The following is an 18,071-nucleotide window of genomic DNA, read 5'->3' on the forward strand; positions in this document are numbered from 1 at the left end:
CGGTACCCTTGGGGGGTCCGGGCCCGCGCCCGGAAGTTTCACGTGAAACAGACCCCGATCCGCGAAGACTGGATGAACGACGATGCATCGGTACAGGTCCCACACCTGCGGCGAGCTCCGCGCCTCTGACGTCGACAGCGACGTCCGGCTGAGCGGCTGGCTGCACAATCGCCGAGACCTGGGCGGCATCCTCTTCATCGATCTGCGTGATCACTACGGCATCACGCAGCTCGTCGCCCGCCCCGGCACCCCCGCCTACGAGGCCCTCGACAAGGTCTCCAAGGAGTCGACGGTCCGCGTCGACGGCCGGGTCGTCTCCCGCGGCGCGGCGAACGTCAACCCCGACCTGCCCACCGGCGAGGTCGAGGTCGAGGTGAGCGACGTCGAGCTGCTCGGCGCGGCCGCTCCGCTCCCGTTCACCATCAACGCCGAGGACGGCGTCAACGAGGAGCGGCGCCTGGAGTACCGCTTCCTCGACCTGCGCCGCGAGCGCATGCACCGCAACATCCTCCTGCGTACGGCCGTGATCTCCGCGATCCGTCACAAGATGACGACGCTGGGCTTCAACGAGATGGCGACGCCGATCCTCAGCGCGACCTCTCCGGAGGGTGCCCGCGACTTCGTCGTGCCGTCCCGCCTCAACCCGGGCCGGTTCTACGCGCTGCCGCAGGCGCCGCAGCAGTTCAAGCAGCTGCTGATGATCTCCGGCTTCGACCGCTACTTCCAGATCGCGCCCTGTTTCCGCGACGAGGACGCGCGTGCGGACCGTTCGCCGGGCGAGTTCTACCAGCTCGACGTGGAGATGTCCTTCGTCGAGCAGGAGGACGTCTTCCAGCCGATCGAGAAGCTGATGACGGAGCTCTTCGAGGAGTTCGGCGGTGACCGTCACGTCACCTCGCCGTTCCCGCGGATCCCGTTCCGTGAGTCGATGCTGAAGTACGGCTCCGACAAGCCGGATCTGCGGGCCCAGCTGGAGCTGGCCGACATCACCGACATCTTCGCGGGCTCGGAGTTCAAGGCCTTCGCCGGCAAGCACGTGCGCGCGCTGCCGGTGCCGGACGTCTCCGGCCAGACGCGGAAGTTCTTCGACGGCCTCGGCGACTACGCGGTCGAGCAGGGCGCGAAGGGCCTGGCCTGGGTGCGGGTGGGCGAGGACGGCTCGCTGACGGGCCCGATCGCCAAGTTCCTGACCGAGGAGAACGTGGCGGAGCTGACGAAGCGGCTGTCGCTGGCCCCCGGCCACGCGGTGTTCTTCGGCGCGGGCGAGTTCGACGAGGTCTCGAAGATCATGGGCGCGGTGCGGGTCGAGGCCGCGAAGCGCTCGGGCAACTTCGAGGAGAACGTCTTCCGGTTCTGCTGGATCGTCGACTTCCCGATGTACGAGAAGGACGAGGACACCGGGAAGATCGACTTCTCGCACAACCCGTTCTCGATGCCCCAGGGCGGCCTGGAGGCCCTGGAGACCCAGGACCCGCTGGACATCCTGGGCTGGCAGTACGACATCGTGTGCAACGGCGTCGAGCTGTCCTCCGGCGCGATCCGGAACCACGAGCCCGAGATCATGCTCAAGGCCTTCGAGATCGCGGGCTACGACCGGGAGACCGTCGAGGAGCAGTTCGCCGGCATGCTCCGCGCCTTCCGCTTCGGCGCCCCGCCGCACGGCGGTATCGCCCCGGGCGTCGACCGCATCGTCATGCTCCTCGCGGACGAGCCGAACATCCGCGAGACCATCGCGTTCCCGCTGAACGGCAACGCGCAGGACCTGATGATGGGCGCGCCGACGGAGCTGGACGAGACCCGTCTGCGGGAGCTGCACCTCTCGGTGCGCAAGCCGCAGCCGAAGTAGGCCCTGTCCGCGGAGTGGCCCGGAACCGACGTCGGTTCCGGGCCACTTTTGCGTGCCGTGTGAAACCACAGCCCGCACCCATGGTGCTGACAGGTGGCGTCCCTAGCGTCGCTGCCCATGACTGAGAGACAAGAACCGCCACATCAACGGAACGTGACCCGGCGTGAGGTCATCGTCGCAGGTGGAGCGACTGTCGCCGCGGTGGCCGTGGCCGGCGGGCTCGCCGTGGACGCGTTCGCGGACGAGAGGAAGAACGGCGCCTCCGCTTCCGCCGGCGCGACGCAGGCGTGCTACACGCTCACCTCGGAGACCACCGAAGGCCCTTACTACATCGACGCGGACAAGATCCGACAGGACATCACGGAGGGCCAGGAGGGCATTCCCATGACCCTCCGGCTCAAGGTGATCGACGCGGACACGTGCAGACCCGTGAAGAACGCGGCGGTCGACATCTGGCACTGCACCGCGCTGGGCATCTACTCCGGTTACGAGGCGATGGGCAGCGGCGGTGGCGGGGGTGGTGGCGGGGGCACTCCGCCCACCGGTTCCCCGCCCGGCGCCCCCTCGGGCACGCCCACGGGTGAGCCTCCGTCCGGCGGGCCCTCCGGCGGCACGGGCGGTGGGCACTCCGAGCCGACCGACGACGAGCGCTACCTCCGGGGCACCTGGAAGACCGACAGGCACGGTCACGTCACCTTCAAGACGGTCTTCCCGGGCTGGTACCGGGGCCGTGCCGTCCACATCCACACGAAGGTCCACGTCGACGGTGCCTGGACCGACGCGGGCTACGAGGGCGGGCACACCTGCCACACGGGCCAGTTCTTCTTCGACGAGCCGTCCGTCCTGGCGGCGGCGACGGTCTCGCCGTACTCCACGAACACCGCCACCCGCACCACGCTGACCGAGGACACGATCTACCCGCAGAACGGTCACACGGGCGGACTCCTGTACCTCACGTACGACAGGAAGCACCCGGCGAGGGGAGTTCGCGCGCACCTGACGGTGGGCGTGGCCTCGGACGAGACGCACGACAGCACCGACACGGTGCCGGGCGGGACGGCTTCGGACTCGGCTTCGGCGAGTTGACGCGACGGTTCGCCTGAGCGGTGGCCGGTCCTGGTCAGAGTGTTCCGGCGTCGGGCCAGTGGGACCAGTGGGTGTTGGGCGGGAGCGTCGGCCGGTACCGGGCCGGGTCCGAGGAGTTCAGTACGTCGGCGATCAGCCGGAAGGTCTCGTGAGCGCTGGGTGGGGTGTCCCAGAGGTCCTCGGGCTGGTTCCACTCGTCGAGCCGCAGCAGTACGGGCAGGTCGGCGGGGAGGCCGTCCCGGAGTTCCGTCTCGTCGGCCAGGAGAAGCCGCTTGTTCTCCGGGGCCAGCAGGCGGAACACGTCCTGCAGGGGGGTGCCGGCGTCGGCGCCGACCGTGAGGGCGGTCCCCCGGACGACCAGGGGGGCTCCTCCGGCGCAGACCTCGGCATCCTCGGGATCGATCTCCGCCATGTTGTCCACCCGGTCCAGGAACGCGCCGAACCCGGGCTCACCGTGCGTGAGGCAGTTGCCGAAGCGGTGCATGACGTCGATGAGATTGCCGCCGCGCGGGTTGTAGCCGAGCAGCTCGGCGACCATGGCCCAGCGCGTACCGTCCCCGAGCACATGGAGCCGCGCGTCGACCGGGTAGTAGTAGCCGTTGTCGATATCGGGGAACGCCGCCCGGTCCGCGCAGAGATCGAACTGTCCGAGGACCGACGAAGTGGTGATCACCGAGCCAGGGTAGGCAGGCCGATACGGGCCGGCCGGACCGGGCCCCGCCAAGGCACCCCGGGCGCGGGGCACTTCGGCGGCCCCCTCCGCGAACGTCAGACGGAGCCGTCGCCGGCGCCGGACTCCTCGACGAACAGATCCTCGCTGCTGGCGGCCGTCAGGGCCCGGTCGAACCAGAGGGTGAGGGTGTCGAGGTCCGTGCAGGAACCGATGAGCTCCCGGGCGGGCTCGGGAACGTCGATACCGCGTTTCTCCAGCACGCGCAGGATCAGCGCGGCGCGGTCTTCGACCCGTCCCTCAGCCTGGCCTTCTGCCTGGCCTTCTGCCTTGCCTTCGGCCTTGCCTTCGAGGTACGCCGTCTCTCGAACGGTGCCCCGGCCCGGGAAGTAGGTGACGAAGCTCAAGATTTCCCTCCACTTGTCTCCGGCTGGGGTGCGCCCCAGGTTGACGTCCAGGAACTCGTTGTAATACTCCGCGGACTTCTCATCCATCGACTGGAGAGCGCGACCCAGCGCTTCCAGTATGGCGTCGATGTCGGGACTTCGTGCATGTGTCAGTGCGGAGAAGGTGGCCATCGCGGGGTTCTCGGCCGCGGTTCGCCGGTCAGTGATCACCGGGAGGTTGTCCGGCCCGATGACCAGGGGACAGGTTCGCTGGGTTGTCCAGCCACGCGCTTCGCAGTCGAAAGGGCCTGCCGCCCACTTGGCCGTGGCCCTGTCCTGGCAGACCACGAGCAGCAGTACGGGCAGGTCGTACTTCGCCTGGAGGTGGGCGACGTAGTACGACCAGCTCGACGCCTTGTCCGCGTCTCGTTTCCCCTGCGCCTCGATGGCCAGCAGGAAAGGATCCCCGTCGGACGGGCCGACCCGCAGCAGGGTGTCTACTCGGCGTTCCAGCGGGCGGGTCTCCGTCACGTCGGTGGTGATCGCGTCCACCGTTGCCTTCTCGGGTAACGCGATGCCCAGAACCCCGAAGACGGGGGTGAGGATCTCGGGCCGTTCCTGGAAGATCCGGTGCGAGCCCTCGTGAGCTGATGTGACCATGCGGCTGAACCTAGAGAGATCTTGGCCCGGGTGTCGGGCCGACAGGAGGGGATCACTCTTTCGGGGGTCGATGAAACGTTCACGCCGCCGGGGTCGGTTCGCGCCGGAGTGCCGGCGGCCGTACGTGGGGCTCAGGTGTCGTACGTGCCGTCCCACGGGTCGGCGAAGCCGAGGCGGTCCGGGTAGAGCTCGGCCCAGGTCTCCTCCTCGTCCTCCTTGATCACCAGGCCGAAGAGCACGCCGTCGACGGTGAGTTGGAAGGGGCGGACCGCGATGTCCGTGTAGGAGCGCCGGGGCAGGCTCCGCAGGAGTTTCGCCAGGTGGGCCCTGGCCAGGGAGAGGACCGAACCCTCGCCGTCCGGGGTCAGTTGCTGCTCGGCCCAGGTACCCGCGCACCAGATCTCGGAGTCGCGGTAGTGGCCCTGGGAGTCGAAGGTGTGCAGCACCGTGTAGAGGTGCTTGTGCTCTTCCCAGCCGTCGTCGGGCCGGTAGCCCTCGGGGAATGCGTAGGTGACCGACGCCAGGAACTGGCCGTCCGCGTAGCGACCTATGGTCTCGGTGCGGGACTTCGGCTCGAAGGCGATCGGGATGACCGGAGGGACTGCCATGGCGAAACCATACGGGTGGGCGCGCGCATGTCACCAGCGGGGTCGGTTTCCGGCCGCCGGACATGGCAGCGGGGCCCGGCGTCGAGTGACGCCGGGCCCCGCTCCCGCTGTCCGGACTACTCCGGAGCGCCGCCGAAGCGCTCCTTGTACGACTCCAGGTCCTCGTCCGTGATCTTGGCGAAGAGCACCGGCGGCACGGTGAACGCGGTGCCCGCCGGCACGGCGTCCAGGGACTTCGCCTCGTCCGCGGACACCCACACCGCCGTGTCGTCCGCCAGCGCGAACGCGGAGCGCATCGCCTTGGCCGAGGCGGGGATGAAGGGCTCCGAGACCACCGAGTAGAGGTGGATCAGGTTCATCGCCGTGCGCAGGGTCAGGGCCGCGCCGTCGGGATCGGTCTTGATCTCCAGCCAGGGGGCCTTCTCCTCCAGGTAGGAGTTGCCCGCCGACCACAGGGCACGCAGCGCCGCCGCCGCCTTGCGGAACTGGAGGGCCTCCATCTGGGTCTCGTACTCGGCCAGCAGACCGGCGATCTCCTCGCCGAGCTTCGTCTCCGCCTCGCCGGCCGCCGCGCCCGCCGGGACCTCGTCGCCGAAGCGCTTCCTGGAGAAGGACAGGACGCGGTTGACGAAGTTGCCGAGGGTGTCGGCGAGGTCCTTGTTGACCGTGGTGGTGAAGTGCTCCCAGGTGAAGGACGAGTCGTCCGACTCGGGGGCGTTGGCGATGAGGAAATAGCGCCAGTAGTCCGCGGGCAGGATGTCGAGCGCTTGGTCGGTGAAGACACCGCGCTTCTGGGACGTGGAGAACTTCCCGCCGTAGTACGTCAGCCAGTTGAAGGCCTTGACGTAGTCGACCTTCTTCCAGGGCTCTCGGACACCGAGCTCCGTGGCCGGGAACATCACCGTGTGGAACGGGACGTTGTCCTTCGCCATGAACTCCGTGTAGCGGACCGTGTCGTCGGCCTCGTACCACCAGGACTTCCAGTCGCGGACCTCGCCGGCGGGCGCCGCGTCCGCCCACTCCTTCGTCGCGCCGATGTACTCGATCGGGGCGTCGAACCAGACGTAGAAGACCTTGCCCTCGGCGGCCAGTTCCGGCCAGGTGTCGGCGGGCACCGGGACGCCCCAGTCGAGGTCACGGGTGATCGCGCGGTCGTGCAGGCCCTCGGTCAGCCACTTGCGGGCGATGGAGGAGGCCAGTTGCGGCCACTCCTCCTCGTGCCGGGAGACCCAGGCCTCGACCTCGTGCTGCAGCTTCGACTGGAGCAGGAAGAGGTGCGTCGTCTCGCGGACCTCCAGGTCCGTCGAGCCGGAGATCGCCGAACGCGGGTTGATCAGGTCGGTCGGGTCCAGGACGCGCGTGCAGTTCTCGCACTGGTCGCCGCGCGCCTTGTCGTAGCCGCAGTGCGGACAGGTGCCCTCGACGTAGCGGTCCGGGAGGAAACGGCCGTCCGTCGGCGAGTACACCTGACGGATCGCGCGCTTCTCGATGAAGCCGTTCTCGTTCAGGCGGCGGGCGAAGTGCTGGGTGATCTCGCGGTTCTGCTCGCTGGAACTGCGGCCGAAGTAGTCGAAGGCCAGCTCGAAGCCGTCGTAGACCGCCTTCTGGGCGTCGTGCGCCTGCGCGCAGAACACGTCGACGGGGATGCCCCGCTCCTTCGCCGCCAGTTCGGCCGGGGTGCCGTGCTCGTCCGTCGCGCAGATGTACAGCACGTCGTGGCCGCGCTGGCGGAGGTAGCGGGAGTACACGTCCGCCGGGAGCATGGACCCCACCATGTTGCCCAGGTGCTTGATCCCGTTGATGTACGGAAGGGCGCTGGTGATGAGGTGTCGAGCCATCGCGGGCTGCTCCCAAGTCGCTACGTGGGGTGACGGCCGGCGATTCGGATCGGGTCGCCGGTCGTCTTACGAACCTTGAAATCGTAGCCGACATGGGTAGGCCGCCCGCCTCCCGTTTTACGGGATGGGAAGCGGGCGGCCTCCGGTGGTCCGCGCTGGGGTTCCGGCCGGGGCCGGCGCCGCCTACGGGCGCCAGTTCGCGAGGACCCCCTCGTAGACCTCGGCGTCCGTCAGTTCGCGGGGGGTGGGACCCGCGTGGAAGAAGGACGCGTTGGCGGTCTTCAGCTTGCGCAGGTAGTCGAACGCCTTGTTCTCCTGCTCGCCGAAGGCGACGAAGGAGAAGAAGACGGCGGGGTGGGACCGCGCCGCGTCGGTGAGCGCCTGGGTGGCCGGGGTCTTGGCGTCCGGGGCACCGTCCGTCTGGAAGATCACCAGCGCGGGGGCCGCGGGGTTCTGCGACTTCTCGTGCTGGGCGAGGACTTCCTGTACGGCGACGTGGTAGCTGGTACGACCCATGCGGCCGAGGGTGCCGTGGAGCTCGTCGACCTTGTTCTCGTGGTCGGCGAGGGTGAGCTCGCCGGTGCCGTCGAGCTCGGTGGAGAAGAAGACGACCGGGACCGTGGCCTCGGGGTCGAGGTGCGCGGCGAGGGCGAGGGCCTGCTCACCGAGGGCCTGGGCCGAGCCGTCCTTGTAGTACGCGCGCATCGACGCGGAGCGGTCCAGGACGAGGTAGACCTTGGCGCGGGCGCCGGTGAGGTTCTGCTTCTCGAGGGTGGTGGCGGCTTCCCGGTACGCGGTGGTGAGGGTCGCGGCGGTCGACTGGACGTGGGTGAGGGGGACGGCGGGAGTCGTGGCGTCGGTGTCGGTGTCGGGGTCGGTGTCGACGTGAGTGTCGTTTCCGGCCCCGGGCGTGGCCCCGGCCTCGGCTGCGTCCTCGGCGGCCGCGGGCTCGGCGGCCTGCGCGGCGACGGCTTCGGGAACCGGCGTCGGCTCCGGTGCGTTCTGCGCGACCGGTTCCGCCTCCGGAGCGTGCGCGGCGGCGGGCTCCTCGGCCTCCGGCTCGGAGACCTCGGGGGCCTCCGCAACCGGTTCGGCCTCGGGCGCGACCGCCTCCACCACGGCCTCGGCTTCGGCCACGACCGCGGCTTCGGCGTCGACCGCGGGCGCGACCTCGGTCGCGGGCGTGGTCTCGACCTCGGGCTCCGGCTCGGGGGTGACCTCGGCGACGGGCTCGGCGGCGGCCTCGGCCTCCGGCTCGGCCTCCACCGAGGGTTCGGTCTCGGCAACGGGCTCGACCGAGGGTTCAGCCGCAGGCTCGACCTCGGCTTCGGCCACGGGTGCGGCCTCGACCTCGGCCTTGGGCCCGGTCTCGGGCGCCGGCTCGGCCTCGGTCACGACCACGGCGTCGGCCTCGGTCACGACCACGGCGTCGACCTCAGCGTCCGCCTCGGGCTCGGCGACGACCACGGCCTCCGCCTCGACCTGAGCCTCGGCCTCCGCCTCGGCCTCCGGCTCGACCTCGGCCGTCGGCGCGGCCTCGGTCACCGTCTCCGGGGACGAGGTCGTCGCCGTTTCCGGCTCGGACGACTTCGTCGCCCCGGTCGCCCCGGTCGGCTTGGCCGACTCCGTCGACTCCGTCGGCTTGGGGACCGTGACGTTGTCGAACGCCGCCGACACCAGCTCGTCGACCACCGACGACGTCGGCCCCGGCGTCGGTTCGGACGAAGGCGAGGGGATCTTCGGTTCGGTCTCCGCGGGGGCCCGTTCGGCCGCCTGGGAGGGGATCGGCGCGGAGACCGGTCCGGCCTCCTGCGAAGGAACGTGTTCGGCCGCCGGGGCCGAAACCGAGGGAGCCGAAGCTTCCCGCGAGGTCTCCGCGTCGGCGTCACGCCCCTGGCGTGAGCGGCCGAACGCGTTCCGCAGGAGAGTGAGAATGCCCATGTGCGCAACCCTTCGCATGAGTTGAAGCCCGTCAATCCCTGGCCAGGACGGACACGTAAGGTTAGCGGCCGCTGTCGGCGATCTTGGGCAGGGTCGGGTACCGACAGGTAGCGGTGTCAAGAGCGTTATCAAGACCCCTACGGATCCCACGGGTTCACCGCACGTTCATCGGGCCACCGCACCCCCGCGCCCACCTCTCCCCCGCACCAAGTCCAGGTCATGGATTCGTATGAGAAGAGTAAAGTGCGCAGACTGCTGCCGTGGCCCACATCCTCACACAGGAAGCCGGGCGCAGACCGGCCGACCTTCACGGGAGGGCGGGGACCGGCGTTCCCGAACCGCCGTGTTCCAGCCACTCCCGGTACGCGGGTGCCTGCCGTGCCGTCTCCTCGTAGGCTTCCGCCAGTTCCGGATAGACGCCGTCGAGCTCCGCCTCCGTACGGGCCGCGAGCAGCAGTCGTACGCCGAGCGGGTCGCCGTGCAGGGGGCGCACCGCCGTCTCGGGGCCGGACTGGCGGGTGGGCTGGCAGACCGTGACGACCTCGCCGGTGGCGACCAGGGAGGCCGCCGTGTGGTAGTCGCCGTGCAGGACACGGGGGTTGAGCCCGGCGGAGCGCAGCATCCGGTGTACGGCGTCCCACTCGCCGTCGACCGTGGGATCCACCATCCAGCGGTCCTGGGCCAGCTCGGAGAGGTGGACCACGGGACGCACGGCGGCCGGGTGATCGTTGGGCAGGGAGACGAACTGGGGCTCGCGCTCGACCAGGACGCGCAGCCGCAGTCCGTCCGGGATGCGCAGGGGGCAGCCCTCCACCTCGTGTACGAAGGCGACGTCGAGCCGTCCCTCGGCGACCAGGTTGAGCAGGGCGTTCGCGGACACGTCCATCTGGAGGAGCGGTTCCTGGCGGTGTTCGCGCAGCCGGCGCAGCCACCCGGCGAGGGCGCGGCTCGCGGTGGAGCCGATACGCAGTTGGAGTCCGTCGGCGGCGGCGGCCCGCGCCTCGGCGACGAGGGACCGCATTTCGGCCACCAGCGGGCGGGCCCGCCCGAGCACGATCCGGCCGAGCGGAGTGGGGCGGCAGCCGGTCCGTTCGCGGATGAACAGCTCGCCGCCCAGCTCCTGTTCGATCCTGCGCAGCTGGGTGCTCAACGAGGGCTGGGCGACGCCGAGCAGGCGCGCGGCGCGGTGCAGGCTGCCGGTGTCGGCGACGGCGCACAGCGCGCGGAGGTGCCTGACCTCAAGCTCCATGCCTGCGGAGCCTAAGTCGGAAGCAGAGGTTGCACCAGACGCACAAACCCCATGAGGAACGGGCGAGTTGGGCGGACCCCACGGGCCGATAGCCCTGGCCTATCGCCACTTGCCATCATCACAGCCGCCGCACAGGCACCGAAACTCACGGTGACGACTTCACCCCCCACACGAGGAGTCATCGATGAGAGTTCCCCTGCCCAAGTCCAAGGCCGTGCTCGCGGCCGCGCTCGGTCTGGGCCTCGCGGCCGCCGGGTTCGGCACGGTCCCCGCCGTGGCGGCTCCCGTCCCCGCGCGGGACGCCGTCCACGCCGGACACTCCGCCCTCCCCGGTTACTCCGGTTACGCGGGTTCCGCCGAGGAGAGCAAGGTCAACCAGGCGTTCTTCGCGGCGGTCATCAAGTCCGTCGCCGAGAAGCGCGCCGCGAACCCGAACAGCGCGGCGGCCGTCACCGTGATCTACAACGCCTCCCGCGCGCCCTCCTTCAGTACCGAGATAGCGCGCAGCACCGCGATATGGAACGGCGCGGTGGCGAACGTGAAGCTCCAGTCGGGCTCGGCGTCGAGCGCCGACTTCACCTACCGCGAGGGCAACGACTCGCGCGGCTCGTACGCCTCGACGGACGGCCACGGCAGCGGGTACGTCTTCCTGGACTACGCGCAGAGCGAGCAGTACAACCCGATCCGCATCACCGCGCACGAGACCGGTCACGTCCTCGGTCTGCCCGACCACTACTCCGGTCCGTGCAGCGAGCTGATGTCGGGCGGCGGCCCCGGTCCCTCCTGCACCAACGCGAACCCCAACACGACCGAGCGGTCGCGTGTCAACCAGCTGTGGGCCAATGGCTTCGCACAGGCGCTGGACAAGGCCCTGAGCAAGGCGAACGCCCGCTAGCCGGACCCCTTACCAGCCCCACCCCCCACGGGTGCGGGCCGCCCCCTGCACGGGCGGCCCGCACCGCCGCTTTTCCGGGCCGGTGCCGGTGCCGAGGCTGAGGGCTGAGGCCCCCGTCCGGTCCGGTCCGTTCCCCGGTCGTTCAGCGAGGTGACGCGATCGCGCGGGCCGCGGCGACTTCCTGCCGGAGGGGTTCGAGCACACTGCCGGCCGGCCCGGCGAGATCCGTACGGACGGCGACGAGCACGTCCGTCTCGCGCAGCCCCTCGGACAGTTCCCGCAGTTGCAGGGCCACCTGCGCGAACTCGGCGGCCGACGGACGCGGGGCCCCGTGCCGGATCCGTACCCCGGCCGCGGTGGTCGCGTCGACGATCCGCTCGACGGCGACGACGAGCGGCAGCCAGGCGGCGGCGCGCCGGCCGTTGGGCGGGGGTTCGCTCAGGGCCCGCTGGAACTCGGTGCGGATGCCGGACAGGTCGCGGTGGAGGCGGCGCCGCATACGGGCGCGTTCGGCGGCGTCGGCGTCCTGCGCGGAGGCGTACTCCACATAGCGGGCGGTGTCCGCGACCGTGTCGGCGAGCCGGTCGCCGACACGGGTGTGCCAGCTCTCCGGCCAGAGCAGATAGCCGGCGACGAGCGCGATCGCGCATCCCATGAGGGAGTCCACGAGCCGCGGGACGAGCAGGGCGGTGCCCTGGTGGTTGAGGACGTCGGACAGGAGCAGGATCACCGGGGTGACGGCGGCGGTCTGATGGCCGTAGCCGCGTGCGCCGAGGACCGGGATGAGCGGGGCGAGGACGACCATGGCCGCCACGTCCCACCAGCCGAGCGGCACCGCGGCGAGGACGACGGCCGCGACGACGAGCCCCGCCACCGTGCCGAGCGCGCGCATCAGCGCCCGTGAGAAGACCGACCCGAAGTCGGGCTTCATCACGAAGGTGATGGTGAGGGCGACCCAGTACGAGCGGGCCACCGGCACGAGCGAGACCAGGGCCTGCGCGAGGCCGATGCAGACGGCCAGCCGCAGTCCGTAACGCCAGGACCCGGAGGACAGGAGGACGTCGCGGGCCGAGCGCGCCGCGCGGACGCCGAGGCGGGCGGGTCTGCCGACGGGGTCGTCGGCGGCGCGCGCGTCGGGGGTGCGGTCGGTGACGACGCCGGCCGCGTGGGTCAGCGCGTGGTCGACGGCGCGCGCGGTCTCGTTGGCGGGCACGGGCAGCTTGAGGTCTGCCGGGCCGGTACGGCCCGACTCGACGGCGTCCGCGAGCCGGCGCACGGCGGCGGGCACCTCGGCGGGCAGCGGCTCGGCGTGCTGTCGGCCGTACTGGTGGGCGGCCGGAGCGCTCTCCACGACGGGGGTGACGGCGTTCAGCTGGGCCAGCAGCCGGGCGAGCTCCGGATTGCGGCCGTGGTGGCGGGCGCGCCGGGCGAGGACGAGATCGTAGGACTGGTTGAGGGACTGGGTGACGGTGTGGCGGCGGTCGTCGTACGCGTCGGTGCCACTCGCGGCGAGCAGGTCCGCCACGGCCCGGTACGTGTCCGCGACGGCGATCCGTTCGGGCACGCCCGAGCGCAGCGGCCACGCGAGCAGCGCGAGCGCGAGGACCAGCAGGCCGCCGCCGGACATCAGGACGGGCGCCAGCCACCACGGGCCCGGCAACGGCAGCCCGGCACCGATCACACAGTTGAGGAGGAGCAGCAGTCCGGACACGGAGGCGACGGAGCCGATCGTCGAGAACATCCCGGAGACGAGCGCGACGGCGGTGACGGCGGTGACGGTGATCCAGCCGTGGCCGAAGGCGAGCGCGCCGATCGTGACGCCGACCGCACCGAAGAGCTGGGGGACGGCGATGGTGAGGATGCGCATGCGGTACGCGTCGGCGGTGTCGCCGATGACGCCGGACAGGGCGCCCATGGAGGCGAGTGCCCCGTACGCGGGCCGGCCCACGGCGAGGCCGGCCACCAGCGGCAGGGACATCGCGACCGCGGCGCGGACGACGGCGGCGCGGGAGACGGGGGCGTTCTGCGGGCGGAGGTTCCTGACCAGCCAGTCGGGAGGGGTGAGCACACTGGGCAACTGGCGGGGCATGGGCCCATTATGACCGTTTCACGGAGCCGGGCGGAGTCGTCCCCGGACTCATCCGGGCTGGTGGAGGGTGAGATCGACGAGCAGGGCGCGGTGGTCGCTGCCGGCGACGGGGAGGAAGGCGGCGCCGGTCGCGGAGAACTCCTCGGAGACCAGGACGTGGTCGATCTGGGCACCGAGGGCGGGGGTGGTGCGGGCCGGCCAGCTGGGGGTGCGCGGGGAGCCGGCGAGGCGGGAGGCGTCGCGCAGGCCGGTGTCGAGGAGGTGGCGGAAGGCGGCGTGGTCCTGGGAGGCGTTGAAGTCCCCGGCGATCAGGGTGGGGGTGGCCTTGTCGGCGGACGCGTAGGCGCGCAGCTCGCCGAGTTCGTGGCGCCAGAGGCCGACCTGTCCCGGCAGCGGGGGCTTGGGATGCGCGAGCTGGAGCCGTACGGGGTGGCCGTCGACGTCGGCCACGGCCCCCGGCATCCCCATCGTGGCGCGGATGCCGGCGGCCTTCGTGAGCGGGAAGCGGCTCAGGATGACCGACCCGTCGGAGCCGGCGCCCTCGACGGACTCCCGGTACGGATAGGGGCCGTCGGCCCGCTGGAAGGCGTTGTGCAGTGCCCGGGAGCAGGCGTACTCGCACTCCTCGACGAACACGACGGCGGGCCGCTCGCGCCGGACGGCGGCGATGAGTGAGGGGGTTCCCCTTCCGAACTGCACGTTGGAGGCCAGCACCCGCAGCTCGGCGACGGGACTGCCGACGGGCTCGCGGGTCCTCCCGTACGGCTCGGTGAACCAGGCGATCGCCCCCAGCACCACCACGCCCCACACCATCCCGGTCCGCCAGCGCGCGAACAGGGCGAGCAGCAGGGCGAGACCGAGGGGGGCGAGCAGCCACGGCAGGAAGGCGAGCAGCTGGGGCACGGGGGTGATCCCGTCGGTGTCGGCGGCGCGGCAGCCCACGACGACGCTCAGGCCGGTGAGCAGTGCGCCGGACATCCAGGGCCCGGCCCTCCGTCCGGCCGGTCGCCGTGGCCGCCGTGGCCGCCGCTCGTCCGTCCGCTCCGCTGCCGCAGTGTCCACGCCCGGCCCTCCACTCGTCCGTGTGGGATGCCCGAATCCTCCCTCAGGCAGCGCCTGTCAGGCCCGGACTTGCGTCGGCTGGTCCGCCGAGGCCTGCGCGGGCGCCGCGGACGCTCGCCGGCGGCGCCCCAACGCGGCGGTGAGCAGCGCGGTCGACGCCACCGTGACACCGAGGGCGAGCAGCAGCCAGGAGACGAGCCGGAGGGTGCCGGTGAGGGCGTCGTAGACCGCGCCCGCCGCGCTGGGGGACACGTCGGCCGGCAGGTCGGCGAGCGTGAGCCGGCGGCCGACGGCGATCGCGACAGCGAGCAGCGCGGCGCCCAGCGCCGTGCCGAGTCCGGTGGCCAGCACCGCTCGTCTGCGGCACACGGCGACCAGGATGCCCGTCACGGCGAGGACGGCTGCCGCGGCCGGCAGCCAGAAGCCGGCGAATTCAAGCACGTGGAACCCCTTCCGGAGCTGGTTCAGGTCCTCGGACGGCAACACCGTGATCTCGGTGTGCTCGACGGGGATCCGGTTCGCCAACGGCATGTGTTCGACCGTGAGTTGGCTCTTGACCCGCTCGGCGACCGGCGCGAGGTCGATGGTCACGGCCTCCTCGCGGTCGCTGTGCAGCGCGCGCATCACGGCGTCGTGCGCGGCCCGGTTCACCGCCTGCCACGCCGTGCGGAACGCCGGGGTCTGGGTGAACGAACGCACCGCGTCCCGTACGAAGTGGTTCACCGGCTTCTGGAGCGGTGCGCCCACGTGGACCTCGCGCAGGATCCCGTCCGTGACGGCCGAGACGATCGCCTCCCGCACGTCCGAGTCGGAGGCGAGGGGCGCCACCGTGGCCTCGTACCGCCCGCTGTCGCCGATGCCGTACATCGCCCAGCCGGACAGCGCGCCGAGCGGCGCGAGCAGACAGGCGAGGACGATCAGAACGGCCGACAGGACGCTCCGGGCACGAGGGGACACCCCTTCAGGCAAAGCCCCGGCGGAGCAGGGCGCGAGCGGTGTGACTGCATATGGGGGCATGCGACAAGCCGAACGGGGACCCGGACGGGGACCCGGACGGCACCCCCGGGAAGGCCGGGCGGCACACGGGCTCCGCCCGCTCCGGTGGAGGGCTCACCCGAACGGGTGTTTCCTGGAATCCGGAAGAGCCAGGCGTGGGCGGCACGCCCCGTGACTCCTGGGACCGGCGTTCCAGGAGGTAGGTGAGTGAGGGAGGTGCACGAGACCCCGGCGGCCGCCGGGGTCTCGTGCACCACATACGAAGCGGGCGGGACGTCAGCCCGCGCGATGACCCGCTCCGTCCTCGTGGGTGTAGTAGCGGTAGAAGTTCACCGCGAACACGCCGAACGCGACGGCCAGCGACATCATCGTGGACCGCCACACGCTGTGATCGGCCTGGCTGTAGATGAAGCCGAAGGCGAGGCCGGCGAACACGGCCCACAGCACCGCGTGCAGTTCGCGTCTCAGCAGGGGCGCCACCATGAGGACGCCGGTGCAGACCGCGGCGAACACGATCGCGCTCACGAACCCGAACAGGACGTTCCAGCCCGTGATGGGTCCGCCGTCGCGGTTGATGGCCGCGGCCCAGAATCCGTAGACGAGCCCGCCGAGCACGGGTACCGCCCGCTGGGCGACGGCGTGGGTGCGCGCGTCGAAGACGTCCGAGGGCCGTGGCGTCCGTGATGTGTGCCGTGTCCCTGACGCCGATGAGGCAGGTGCCGCGTGAGCCATGGGAGCACTCCTCTCTCCTCGCCCCTGCCTTCCAGGGCACACCTCGCCCGGACGCCTGGCAAGTCGGGATGCGGGGGCCTCGGCCCCGTGTTTCGCTGACTTCCATGAAGCTCGTACTCTTCGGCGCCACCGGCATGGTCGGCAGCCGTATCGCCACGGAGGCGTTGGAGCGCGGCCACCGTGTCCTGGCGGTCAGCAGGTCCGGGCGGTCCCCGGTCCCCGGGGTCACCGCCACCGCCGCGGACGCCGCCGACGCGGCGAAGGTGAGCGAACTGACGGCGGGCGCCGACGCGGTCGCCTCGGCGTGCGTACCGCCGAGGGACAGTACGGATCTCACGGGCCCCTTCCTCGCCCTCAACCACGCGCTCGTGGACGGTACGCGTGCGGCGGGCGTGGCACGGCTCGTGGTCGTCGGCGGCGCGGGCAGTCTGGAGGTCGCGCCCGGACAGGAGCTCTGCGACCAGCCGGGCTTCCCCGAGACCGTGCTGGCGGAGGCGTTCGCCCACCGGGACGCCCTCACCTACTACCGCACCGTCGACGACCTCGACTGGACGTACGTCTCGCCCGCCGCGGAGATCGCCCCCGGCCCGCGCACCGGCCGGTTCAGGACCGGCGGCGACCGGATGCTCACCGACGACCAGGGCAACAGCCGGATCAGCGCCGAGGACTACGCGGTCGCCTTCGTCGACGAGCTGGAGAAGCCCACGCACCCGCGTGCCCGGATGTCCGTGGCGTACTGACATCGGTCGCGCCGAGAAGGACAGGCGGTACGGCGAGGTGGGCGACTGGTTGTCCCCGCTCGGCCCGCTGGCGTCCCCGGCCGGACGGGACGATCCGGTCCAGCGGCAGAAGCTCCTGAGACTGCGCGGCCGCAGCGTCGCGTGGCTGCCGCCCGCGCTGCTGCTCGGCGCGATCGCGGCGGCCGACTGGAACACCTCGGGCGCGTTCCGGATGATCTCCTGGATCGTGCTCGTGCCGGGCATCGCGGCGGCGATCTGCGGAGTGTGGGGCACGGCGGTCCTCGCGTGCCTCTCGATCCTCACCTACTTCGCGGTGGACAGGTCCTGGCCGCACCAGTACCGGACGGGACTGCCCGACTTCATCCTCGTAGCCGTCGGCAGCCTCCTCGCCATCCTGGCCTGCGTGGTCCGGGTCCGCGGCGAGCGGCGCATGCTGCACATGCAGGATGTCGCCGAGACGACCCGGCGCACCGTGCTGCGACCGATGCCGGCGGGCTGGGGCGGCCTCGACCACGCGGCCGTGTACCTCGCCGCGGACAGTGAGGCCCGGGTCGGCGGTGACTTCTACGACATCCAGCCGGGCCCCCGGGGCACCCGGCTGCTGCTCGGCGACGTCCAGGGCAAGGGGCTCGGGGCGGTGGAGGCGGCGGCCGCGCTGCTCGGCACGTTCCGGGAGGCGGGGTTCTACGAGCCCACCCTCGACACGGTCGCCGACCGGCTGGAGGTGCGCATGCTCCGGCATGTGCGCTACCGGGCGGCGCTCGGCCGCGACGACCAGGACCGCTTCGCCACCGGCATCCTCGTCGGCTTCCCCCAGGACGACCGCGACACCGTGGAGTTCGTCAACTTCGGCCACGAACCACCGCTGGTGGTCACCCCCGACGGCGTACGCGGCCTGCCGCCGGGCCACGGCCTGCCGCTGGGCCTCGCCGCCCTGACCACCGACCGGCCCCCTGTCCTGACGGCCGTGCTGGCACCCGGCGAGACCCTGCTCCTGGTGACGGACGGCGTCACCGAGGCCCGTGACGCCGACGGCGTGTTCTTCCCGCTCCGCGAACGGGTGGCCGGCGCCCTCTCCGCGGACCCGGGCACCGCCGATCCGCAACGCCTCGTCGAATTCGTCCGTGACGGCACGCTGCGGCACTGCGGGGGACGCCTCTCCGACGACACGACGATCTTCGCGGTACGGCGGCGGACGGGCGGCGGCAGCACGGCGGACGGCACAAGCCAGCCATAGGGGGCGTTTGCACGTCTGTCGTGCCCCCTTTGCAGG

Annotated in this window: 15 protein-coding genes; 5 read left to right on the forward strand and 10 right to left on the reverse strand. The window is 71.4% G+C overall.

The window, feature by feature from the left end; translation table 11 throughout:
- Positions 1–82 precede the first annotated feature (82 nt).
- Complete coding sequence (gene aspS, locus ABZV34_RS06665; RefSeq protein ID WP_356271951.1) at positions 83–1,846, forward strand: aspartate--tRNA ligase; 1,764 nt, start codon at positions 83–85, stop codon at positions 1,844–1,846.
- A 117-nt stretch (positions 1,847–1,963) separates the two neighbouring features.
- Positions 1,964–2,932 carry an intradiol ring-cleavage dioxygenase gene (locus ABZV34_RS06670; protein WP_356271953.1) on the forward strand — a complete coding sequence of 323 codons (969 nt, stop codon included), beginning with the start codon at positions 1,964–1,966 and terminating at the stop codon, positions 2,930–2,932.
- A gap of 34 nt (positions 2,933–2,966) precedes the next feature.
- Here the strand turns inward: ABZV34_RS06670 and ABZV34_RS06675 are convergent, their stop codons facing one another.
- The 6 genes from ABZV34_RS06675 to ABZV34_RS06700 all read right to left on the reverse strand — a co-directional run bounded on the left by ABZV34_RS06675 (position 2,967) and on the right by ABZV34_RS06700 (position 10,284).
- Positions 2,967–3,605 carry a hypothetical protein gene (locus tag ABZV34_RS06675; RefSeq protein WP_356271955.1) on the reverse strand — a complete coding sequence of 213 codons (639 nt, stop codon included), beginning with the start codon at positions 3,603–3,605 and terminating at the stop codon, positions 2,967–2,969.
- 95 nt (positions 3,606–3,700) lie between these two features.
- Positions 3,701–4,648 (reverse strand): hypothetical protein, encoded by a 948-nt coding sequence (locus tag ABZV34_RS06680; protein ID WP_356271957.1) that lies wholly within the window; start codon positions 4,646–4,648, stop codon positions 3,701–3,703.
- Positions 4,649–4,779: 131 nt separating this feature from the next.
- Complete coding sequence (locus ABZV34_RS06685) at positions 4,780–5,256, reverse strand: hypothetical protein (protein ID WP_356271959.1); 477 nt, start codon at positions 5,254–5,256, stop codon at positions 4,780–4,782.
- A 116-nt stretch (positions 5,257–5,372) separates the two neighbouring features.
- Positions 5,373–7,094, reverse strand: a complete 1,722-nt coding sequence (gene metG / locus ABZV34_RS06690; RefSeq protein WP_356271961.1) for a methionine--tRNA ligase — start codon at positions 7,092–7,094, stop codon at positions 5,373–5,375.
- Positions 7,095–7,277: 183 nt separating this feature from the next.
- The gene (locus ABZV34_RS06695; RefSeq protein ID WP_356271963.1) at positions 7,278–9,035 is read right to left on the reverse strand and encodes a VWA domain-containing protein; all 1,758 of its coding nucleotides are present in this window, start codon (positions 9,033–9,035) and stop codon (positions 7,278–7,280) included.
- A 307-nt stretch (positions 9,036–9,342) separates the two neighbouring features.
- Positions 9,343–10,284 (reverse strand): LysR family transcriptional regulator, encoded by a 942-nt coding sequence (locus ABZV34_RS06700; RefSeq protein WP_356271965.1) that lies wholly within the window; start codon positions 10,282–10,284, stop codon positions 9,343–9,345.
- Between the two features lie 184 nt (positions 10,285–10,468).
- Here ABZV34_RS06700 and snpA point away from each other — a divergent pair, with 184 nt between their 5' ends.
- Positions 10,469–11,179 carry a snapalysin gene (gene snpA, locus ABZV34_RS06705; RefSeq protein ID WP_356271967.1) on the forward strand — a complete coding sequence of 237 codons (711 nt, stop codon included), beginning with the start codon at positions 10,469–10,471 and terminating at the stop codon, positions 11,177–11,179.
- A gap of 142 nt (positions 11,180–11,321) precedes the next feature.
- Here snpA and ABZV34_RS06710 read toward each other — a convergent pair whose 3' ends face one another.
- The 4 genes from ABZV34_RS06710 to ABZV34_RS06725 form a co-directional block, all read right to left on the reverse strand.
- Positions 11,322–13,268, reverse strand: a complete 1,947-nt coding sequence (locus tag ABZV34_RS06710) for an FUSC family protein (RefSeq protein ID WP_356271969.1) — start codon at positions 13,266–13,268, stop codon at positions 11,322–11,324.
- A 48-nt stretch (positions 13,269–13,316) separates the two neighbouring features.
- On the reverse strand, positions 13,317–14,246 hold the full coding sequence (locus ABZV34_RS06715) for an endonuclease/exonuclease/phosphatase family protein (protein WP_356271971.1): 930 nt from the start codon (positions 14,244–14,246) through the stop codon (positions 13,317–13,319).
- A 141-nt stretch (positions 14,247–14,387) separates the two neighbouring features.
- On the reverse strand, positions 14,388–15,287 hold the full coding sequence (locus tag ABZV34_RS06720) for a hypothetical protein (RefSeq protein ID WP_356271973.1): 900 nt from the start codon (positions 15,285–15,287) through the stop codon (positions 14,388–14,390).
- A gap of 315 nt (positions 15,288–15,602) precedes the next feature.
- The gene (locus tag ABZV34_RS06725; RefSeq protein ID WP_356271975.1) at positions 15,603–16,058 is read right to left on the reverse strand and encodes a hypothetical protein; all 456 of its coding nucleotides are present in this window, start codon (positions 16,056–16,058) and stop codon (positions 15,603–15,605) included.
- Between the two features lie 104 nt (positions 16,059–16,162).
- On the opposite strand from ABZV34_RS06725, the gene ABZV34_RS06730 reads away from it, so the two are divergent.
- A complete protein-coding gene (locus ABZV34_RS06730) occupies positions 16,163–16,798 on the forward strand; it encodes an NAD(P)H-binding protein (RefSeq protein WP_356271977.1) in 636 nt (211 codons plus the stop codon).
- A gap of 67 nt (positions 16,799–16,865) precedes the next feature.
- Positions 16,866–18,035 (forward strand): PP2C family protein-serine/threonine phosphatase, encoded by a 1,170-nt coding sequence (locus ABZV34_RS06735; protein WP_356272331.1) that lies wholly within the window; start codon positions 16,866–16,868, stop codon positions 18,033–18,035.
- The last annotated feature ends 36 nt before the right edge of the window (positions 18,036–18,071 follow it).

It is taken from the genome of Streptomyces sp. NPDC005195, assembly GCF_040608315.1.
GTDB classification, from domain to species: domain Bacteria; phylum Actinomycetota; class Actinomycetes; order Streptomycetales; family Streptomycetaceae; genus Streptomyces; species Streptomyces kaempferi.

Excerpts from the sequence above, each read along its gene's own strand:
- ABZV34_RS06685 (WP_356271959.1), bottom strand. The coding sequence starts at position 5,256 with ATGGCAGTCCCTCCGGTCATCCCGATCGCCTTCGAGCCGAAGTCCCGC.
- ABZV34_RS06695 (WP_356271963.1), bottom strand. The coding sequence starts at position 9,035 with ATGGGCATTCTCACTCTCCTGCGGAACGCGTTCGGCCGCTCACGCCAG.
- ABZV34_RS06725 (WP_356271975.1), bottom strand. The coding sequence starts at position 16,058 with ATGGCTCACGCGGCACCTGCCTCATCGGCGTCAGGGACACGGCACACA.
- ABZV34_RS06700 (WP_356271965.1), bottom strand. The coding sequence starts at position 10,284 with ATGGAGCTTGAGGTCAGGCACCTCCGCGCGCTGTGCGCCGTCGCCGAC.
- ABZV34_RS06680 (WP_356271957.1), bottom strand. The coding sequence starts at position 4,648 with ATGGTCACATCAGCTCACGAGGGCTCGCACCGGATCTTCCAGGAACGG.
- snpA (WP_356271967.1), top strand. The coding sequence starts at position 10,469 with ATGAGAGTTCCCCTGCCCAAGTCCAAGGCCGTGCTCGCGGCCGCGCTC.
- ABZV34_RS06715 (WP_356271971.1), bottom strand. The coding sequence starts at position 14,246 with ATGTCCGGCGCACTGCTCACCGGCCTGAGCGTCGTCGTGGGCTGCCGC.
- ABZV34_RS06710 (WP_356271969.1), bottom strand. The coding sequence starts at position 13,268 with ATGCCCCGCCAGTTGCCCAGTGTGCTCACCCCTCCCGACTGGCTGGTC.
- ABZV34_RS06730 (WP_356271977.1), top strand. The coding sequence starts at position 16,163 with ATGAAGCTCGTACTCTTCGGCGCCACCGGCATGGTCGGCAGCCGTATC.
- ABZV34_RS06670 (WP_356271953.1), top strand. The coding sequence starts at position 1,964 with ATGACTGAGAGACAAGAACCGCCACATCAACGGAACGTGACCCGGCGT.
- metG (WP_356271961.1), bottom strand. The coding sequence starts at position 7,094 with ATGGCTCGACACCTCATCACCAGCGCCCTTCCGTACATCAACGGGATC.
- aspS (WP_356271951.1), top strand. The coding sequence starts at position 83 with ATGCATCGGTACAGGTCCCACACCTGCGGCGAGCTCCGCGCCTCTGAC.